The organism is Arachnia sp. (assembly GCF_057238465.1).
In genome coordinates, this window is record NZ_DBHHFZ010000007.1 from 41,864 (window position 1) to 49,180 (window position 7,317).

A 7,317-nucleotide genomic window follows, 5' to 3' on the forward strand; every position below is an offset into this window, starting at 1 on the left:
AGGTCGGCTCAACCAGCTTCACGCCTCGAAAGTATCGATGAACCGGTTCCCTACAAGCTGATTTCTTTTGGCCCCGCTCCCATCATGGCGCGCAGTTCGTCGGTGAACCCCTCCACCACGACCTCGCCGTCGAGGCGACGGAGCCGGTCGGGGGTGAGTACGACGCGATGCATCTCCACCACCCGTTTTCCGAAGATCTCGACCCCGGCGCCGTTCGGTTCGTAGCCCGCGCTGCGGGAGACCCCGAGCGACGATTCGTTGCCGGCCACCGCCTCCGACTCGGCCCGCTGCGCCCCCAGGTGGTCGAAGGCGAAGTGCAGCAGCAGCCTGCGCATCCGCGAACCCCAGCCCCTGCCCTGGTGCTCCAGCGCCAGCCAAGAACCCGAGTGCACCACCCGCCGCCTCGGGAAGTCCTCGGAGATGAGGTCCTGGCAGCCGACCAGCACACCGCCGACGTAGACCCCGAACGCCAACGTCCAGGACTCCGGGCGGAAGCTGGAACGCCAACCCCAGTGCGCCTGGATGGCGTTGCGGCGCCGCTCGGGAACCGGCGCCTCACACCACGGGAAGAACCAGTCCACGTTCTCCTCGGCGAAGATCGGGGCGCTCAGCAGGTCGAGGTATTCGGGCATGTCGGCGTCGCGGAACACCCGCAGCGTCATGTCGTCGTGGGTGATTCGCAGTCCGAAAGGCGGATAGGCCTCGACGAGGGGGTCGCTCATGATTTCACGACGAACTTGAGTTCCCGGCCGTCGGCCAGGCGCGGCAGCTGGTCCGCCAGCAGCGCGACGATCCGGGGCAGCATCGCGGTGGTGTTGCCGCCGATGTGGGGGCTGATGAAGGCCCCATCGGCCTGCCACAGCGGATGGTCGTCGGGGAAGGGTTCCGGGTCGAACACATCGGAGGCCATCCGCAGCCGGCCCGCGACCACCTCAGCGGTGATGGCATCGGTGTCGACGACGGGGCCGCGCGCCACGTTCACCACCAGGGCGCCGTCGGGCAGCAGGGCCAGCTCCTTCGCTCCGATCAGGCCGCGGGTGGAGTCGGTTAGCGGCACGATCAGCACCAGGATGTCGGTGTTCGGCAGCAGCTCGGGCAGCTCGTCGATGCCGTGGATGTGGCCGTGCTCGTCGTCGCGGGCGGTGGTGGCGACCCGCGTGATCTCGGTTTCGAAGGGCGCCAGGCGCGACCGGATGGCCTCGCCGATGGCTCCCGCCCCGACCACCAGAACTCGCGAATCCGCGAGCGCCCGGGTCGATGCTGCCTGCCAGCGACGTTCACGCGCCCAGCGGGGCAGTTCCCGCTGCGCCGCGAGCATCAAACCGACGGCCAGCTCCGAGGTGGAGGCCTCGTGCACTCCGCGCGCGTTGGCGAGGGCGACGCCGTCGGGGGTGATGTGAAGGAGATTGTCGTAGCCCGCCGACTGTGCCTGCAGCAGACGCAGCTTCGGCAGGTCCGCCAGCGACCTCCACGCCGGGGCGGGACGGAAGTACGGCAGGACGGTGGCCACCACGTCGTCGGCCTCGTCGCCGAGCACGTCGCGGACGGGGGAGTTCCAGTCCCAGATGCGCAGCTCGACGCCGAGCTGATCTGCAGGGGTGTGTGAGGTGAGGGCTTCGAGGAGCTGTCGGTCCGGAAGAGTCACGATCATGTCCTGAGTCTAGGACTCGTGGGCTTGGTGGGATGTGGCGAGGCCCCATGTGACGGGCTTGATTCGTAAAAACCACAGAATTCATCGGTTAAAAAGCCGACAGGGTTGATCGCGGTTTGATTGGCTGAAATCCTGACGACAGGGTGTCGCGACGCTAGGTTCGAGAGAGTGAACAAGACTTCGCCAATGACGATGACTGCCGACATCGAACCTCGGAGGGTGATGTCATGAGCCACCACGGACACGGTTCAGGGATCGCTTCCGCAGCCAAGGCCCATCGCATCCTGCGTTTCGTGCTGGTGGGCAGCCCGAACTGCGGCAAGACGACGCTGTTCAACGCACTGACCGGCCTGCGCGCCAAGACCGGCAACTACCCGGGCGTCACCGTCGCTCGCTACGAGGGGCGGCACCGGGTGGGGGATGCCGACGTGATCATCGAGGATCTGCCCGGCGCCTATTCCCTCGAGGCCATCAGCCCCGACGAGGAGGTGGTCTCCCGGGTGCTCGGCGACGGGATTTCCGTTGGTTCTCCAATCAGCGGGCAGATTGTGCTCCTGGATGCCACGTCGCTGCGACGTTCCCTCAACCTGCTTTCCCACGTGCAGCAGGTTCCGCGACCGACGCTGGTCGTGCTGACCTTCACCGACGAACTGGCGCGGCGCGGCGGCTCCGTCGACATAAAAGCGCTCTCGCGGGCCCTCGGGGTGCGGGTGATCCCGATCGTCGCGGGTGACCGGGCGGGGGTGGAGGAGCTCTCCGAGGCGCTGAGCGAGGTCGACTCGTGGCCCGTTCCGATCGTCGCCCCGCCCATCGGTCAGAGCGACATCTTCAGCTGGTCCGCATCCGTCCTGGATGCGGCGCACTACCGGGCGGCCGACACCGACCGCCGCAGCCATGGCATCGACAGGGTGCTGCTGCACCCGTTGTGGGGGACGCTGGTGTTCTTCGCGACGATGTATCTGTTCTTCCAGATCATCTTCACCGTCGCGGCGCCCATCAATGACGCCTTCGAGGGCTTCTTCGTGTGGATGGGCGGGATCGCCAAGGAACACATTCCCATCGACTGGCTAGCCTCGCTGATCGGCGACGGCATCTTCGCCGGTGTCGGCGCGGTGGTGGCGTTCATCCCGCAGATCGCGTTGCTGTTCCTCATGATCGCCATCATGGAGGGCAGTGGATATCTCGCGCGGGCCGCGTTCCTGATGGACCGTGTGATGGGGATGGCGGGTCTGGAAGGGCGCGCGTTCGTTGCTTTGTTGAGTTCGGTGGCCTGTGCGATCCCGGGGATCATGGCCACCCGGACCCTGCCGTCGGCCAAGGACCGGATCGCCACCATGATGGGCGCGCCGCTGATGACCTGCTCCGCACGCCTGCCGGTCTACACGTTGCTGATCGCGATGGTCGTGCCCAGCGATCTGTTCTGGGGTCCGTTCCAGGCGCAGGGCACCATCATGTTCGGGCTGTACCTGCTCGGGTCGGTCTCCGCGATGATCGCCGCCTGGGTGTTCAAACGTTTCACGGGGCGCAGCGGGACCGTGATGCCGTTCTACATGGAGATGCCCGCCTATCAGATTCCCAGCGCCCGTTCCGTCGTCGTGGCCGTGTGGGATGCGTGCAAGGCGTTCCTGCGGAAGGTCTCGGGGATCATCATGGCCACCACGATCGTGTTGTGGGCGCTGCTGAACTTCCCCACCCACAGTGAGGACGCCATGACCGCCGCCGGGGTGGATGTCGGCGACGAGGCGGCCGTGACGGCCTACACCCTCGACAATTCTTACGCCGCGGCCATCGGTCGGGCGGTGTCGCCGGTCTTCGATCCGCTCGGTTTCGACTGGCGCATCAACATCGGTGTCCTCAGCTCCTTGGCGGCGCGAGAGGTCGTCGTGGCGACGCTGGGTCAGGTGGCGGCCGCGGAGGACCCGGAGGATCCGGGTGAGGCCTTGGAGCAGATGACCTACACGGATGGCCCGCATGCCGGGGAGCCGGTGTTCACGGCACCCACGGTCACGGCGCTGCTGTTGTTCTTCGTCTACGCGTTGCAGTGTGCATCCACCCTGGGCGTGCTGAGACGTGAAACAGGGACGTGGCGGTGGCCTGTCATCGCGTTCGTCTACATGGGCGTGGTCGCGTGGGTGATGGCTTTCCTCGGATCAGGTATCGCTAGGCTCATCACATGACCCATGTCATGCGGCCGATCCACCCCCAGGCGGTTCCGGATGATCCGTCGGCGGTTCGCTGGGTGGTCCACACGGGCACCCGGGAAATCGTCGGCGAGGTGGTTGCCGCGCCGGATCCCCTCGGCGCTTTGATGCGGGACAGGGTGATCTCGCTGGCCCTGCTGGAAACCGAGGGGATCTGGGTCTGGCTGGCCCCCGGGAACACCTGGGCCGATTACGGTCACAAGGTGCGCGAGGCCATCCTCAACTCCCTGGATCTCGACGGCTGGCGGATCAATGGCGACTCAGCGGACCTGTTGCGTCTGGTCACGAACGACGTGCTCCTGGGCGATCTTGCCGACGAGATCCACGCGGCCGACACCACCGTCGAAGTGGTGGAGAACGACGCCCGCTGGCTGCTGCTCGACCTCGGCCAGCTCGATTCCCGCGATCCCGCCGCCAGCGCGGAGCTTCAGCAGCGCATTGAGACTGCGGTTCGCGCCCGGTACCCATCGCTGCGGGAGACGTCACGGGTGGGGGGTCCGCAGAGCAGCCGCTTCACGCTGTCCAACATTCCACGCCGGGCGCTGTGGACGGATGAGTGAATTGAAACTCAATTCCGGTAAGTGGAGCCTATTGACGAAAGTTCATGAATCCTCGGGCAAATCTTCGCAGATCAGTTAAGGCATTGCTAAGTTCACGACTATGAACGAGACACCTTCCACCGCAAGGACACTCGCCGACCTGAAGGTCGGGGCGAGCGCACGCATCACCGGGTTCGACGGTGACGACGTGATCAGCCGTCGACTCTTCGACCTCGGATTCGCTCCCGGGTTGACGTGCAGGCTGGAGCGCCGCGCCCCCTTGCGCGATCCCCTCATGTTCAACGTCGGGGGCACCGAGATCGTGCTCCGCCACTCCGAGGCGTCGAGAGTGCTGGTGACATCATGACCTGTCACGACGAACAATCCGCACCGGTCGCGACGGATCTGCGTCGTTTCGTGCTGGTGGGCAGCCCGAACTGCGGCAAGACGACGCTGTTCAACGCACTGACCGGGTTGCGCGCCAAGACCGGCAACTATCCGGGGGTCACCGTCTCCCGCTACGAGGGCGTCCACAAGCTTGGTGACGTCGAGGCGATCATCGAGGATCTGCCCGGCACCTACTCCCTCGACCCGATCAGCCCCGACGAGGAAGTGGTCACGGAGGTCTTGGACGCGGGCGAGTCGGTGCACTCGCCGATCTCCGGTCACGTCGTGCTGATGGACGCCACGCAGCTGCGTCGCGGCCTCGGGATGCTGGCCCAGGTGCAGCAGCGTGAACGCCCCACCATCGCGGTGCTGACCTTCACCGACGAACTGGCGCGGCGCGGCGGTTCCATCGATGTTGACGCCCTGTCGCGGGCCGTCGGGGCGCGGGTGATCCCTGTCGTCTCAGGCGACAAGCGCGGCGTCGAGGCGCTGTCCAAGGCCTTCACGGAGGCTGATTCGTGGCCCGCGCCGATCGTGCCCCCGCCCACAGGTCACGAGGAGGTCGCGGCCTGGGTCGATTCGGTGCTGGAGAGCGCCAACTACCGCACCCCGGACGTCGACGAACGCACCCACCGTATCGACAAGGTGCTGCTGCACCCGTTGTGGGGGACGCTGGTCTTCTTCGCGACGATGTATCTGTTCTTCCAGATCATCTTCACCGTCGCGGCGCCCATCAATGACGCCTTCGAGGGCTTCTTCGTGTGGATGGGCGGGATCGCCAAGGAACACATTCCCATCGACTGGCTAGCCTCGCTGATCGGCGACGGCATCTTCGCCGGTGTCGGCGCGGTGGTGGCGTTCATCCCGCAGATCGCGTTGCTGTTCCTCATGATCGCCATCATGGAGGGCAGTGGATATCTCGCGCGGGCCGCGTTCCTGATGGACCGTGTGATGGGGATGGCGGGTCTGGAAGGGCGCGCGTTCGTTGCTTTGTTGAGTTCGGTGGCCTGTGCGATCCCGGGGATCATGGCCACCCGGACCCTGCCGTCGGCCAAGGACCGGATCGCTACCATGATGGGCGCGCCGCTGATGACCTGCTCCGCACGCCTGCCCGTGTACACCCTGATGATCGGGATCATGGTTCCCGGTGACCTGTTCTGGGGTCCGTTCCAGGCGCAGGGCACCATCATGTTCGGCCTGTACCTGCTCGGCGCGGTCTCCGCGATGATCGCCGCGTGGGTGTTCAAGCGCATCGTCGGGCACGGAACCACGCAGCTGCCGTTCTACATGGAGATGCCGTCCTACCGGCTGCCCAGCGCCCGTTCCGTCATCATCGCCGTGTGGGATGCGTGCAAGGCGTTCCTGCGGAAGGTGGCGGGGATCATCATGGTGGTCACCATCGTGCTGTGGGGGCTGCTGAACTTCCCCGCTCCGAGTGAGGACGCCATGACCGCGGCCGGGGTGGATGTCGGCGACGAGGCGGCCGTGACTGCCTACACCCTCGACAACTCCTATGCCGCGGCCATTGGTCGGGCGGTGTCGCCGGTCTTCGATCCGCTCGGTTTCGACTGGCGCATCAACATCGGTGTCCTCAGCTCCCTGGCCGCCCGTGAGACCGTCGTCTCGACGCTGGGTCAGGTCGCATCCGCGGAGGACCCGGAGGATCCGGGCGAGTCGCTGGAGGGAATGACGCATTCGGACGGCCCGCATGCCGGTGAGCCGGTGTTCACGCCGAGCACGATTGCGGCGCTGCTGGTGTTCTTCGTCTACGCGTTGCAGTGCGCATCCACCCTGGGCGTGATGAGACGCGAAACAGGCACGTGGCGGTGGTCGGTCATCGCATTCGTCTACATGGGTGGACTCGCCTGGGTTGCGGCGTTCGCGGCGAAACTCATCGTGGGGGCGATCGCGACATGACCAGGAGGTTGCCGATCCATCCCGAGGCCGTTCCCGGCGACCCGCAGGCCGTCCGGTGGGTGGTTCCCACCGGCGGCGTGCCCGTCGGGGAGGTGCGCGGCGCGCCCGGCAGCTTCGGGTCGATGCTGGAGTACGGGGTGATCTCCCGGGCCATGGTGGAAGCCGACGGTGTGTGGACGTGGCTGGCCTCCGACCAGGCGTGGAGCAGGGTCGGATCCAAGGTCCGCGACGCCATCGTCGCCTCCCTCGCGGAGGAGGAGGACTGGGACGTCGAGCCCGGCTCGGCCGACCTGCTGGGCTACATCTCCCGTGACGTCGTGGAGCACCAGCTGGCGGCCTACATCGCCAGCCACGGCGGGCAGATCCAGGTGGCCGACAACGACGCCGAGACGGTGGAGGTCGACTTCGGCGGGGCATGCCAGGACTGCCCCGCCGCCGGCCAGACCCTCCACCAGCGCATCGAGGCCACCATCCGGGCCCGCTACCCGCAGCTGAAAACCGTCAAACGAGTGGGCGACACAGGCAAGAAGAAGCGGGGCATCACCTGGCTGAACCTCCCGGGCCACAACTGCTGAAGTCGCGCGGCTCGCTTTCATTTGGTATATTATACATGCATATCTAT

At 66.2% G+C, this 7,317-nt stretch carries 7 protein-coding genes; 5 read left to right on the forward strand and 2 right to left on the reverse strand.

The genetic code is table 11. From position 1 onward, the window contains the following. Positions 1-50: 50 nt before the first annotated feature. A complete protein-coding gene (locus tag ACO6D6_RS08605) occupies positions 51-722 on the reverse strand; it encodes a GNAT family N-acetyltransferase (protein WP_484784853.1) in 672 nt (223 codons plus the stop codon). Further along, entirely contained in the window at positions 719-1,651 is a 933-nt protein-coding gene (locus ACO6D6_RS08610; protein ID WP_484784854.1) for a 2-hydroxyacid dehydrogenase, read from the reverse strand. The genes ACO6D6_RS08605 and ACO6D6_RS08610 overlap by 4 nt, the downstream gene beginning before the upstream one ends. Before the next feature lie 299 nt (positions 1,652-1,950). Between ACO6D6_RS08610 and feoB (ACO6D6_RS08615) the strand changes: the two genes are divergently transcribed. The 5 genes from feoB (ACO6D6_RS08615) (at position 1,951) to ACO6D6_RS08635 (ending at position 7,270) form a co-directional block, all read left to right on the forward strand. After that, entirely contained in the window at positions 1,951-3,828 is a 1,878-nt protein-coding gene (gene feoB, locus ACO6D6_RS08615; RefSeq protein ID WP_484784973.1) for a ferrous iron transporter B, read from the forward strand. Continuing rightward, positions 3,825-4,412, forward strand: coding sequence for a hypothetical protein (locus tag ACO6D6_RS08620; protein WP_484784855.1), 588 nt, complete (start codon positions 3,825-3,827; stop codon positions 4,410-4,412). Before feoB (ACO6D6_RS08615) ends, ACO6D6_RS08620 begins: the two co-directional genes overlap by 4 nt. Before the next feature lie 100 nt (positions 4,413-4,512). Beyond that, complete coding sequence (locus tag ACO6D6_RS08625) at positions 4,513-4,758, forward strand: FeoA family protein (protein ID WP_484784856.1); 246 nt, start codon at positions 4,513-4,515, stop codon at positions 4,756-4,758. Positions 4,759-4,814: 56 nt separating this feature from the next. Beyond that, complete coding sequence (feoB, locus tag ACO6D6_RS08630) at positions 4,815-6,695, forward strand: ferrous iron transporter B (protein ID WP_484784974.1); 1,881 nt, start codon at positions 4,815-4,817, stop codon at positions 6,693-6,695. Next, positions 6,692-7,270 carry a NifU family protein gene (locus ACO6D6_RS08635; RefSeq protein ID WP_484784857.1) on the forward strand — a complete coding sequence of 193 codons (579 nt, stop codon included), beginning with the start codon at positions 6,692-6,694 and terminating at the stop codon, positions 7,268-7,270. Before feoB (ACO6D6_RS08630) ends, ACO6D6_RS08635 begins: the two co-directional genes overlap by 4 nt. Positions 7,271-7,317 lie beyond the last annotated feature (47 nt).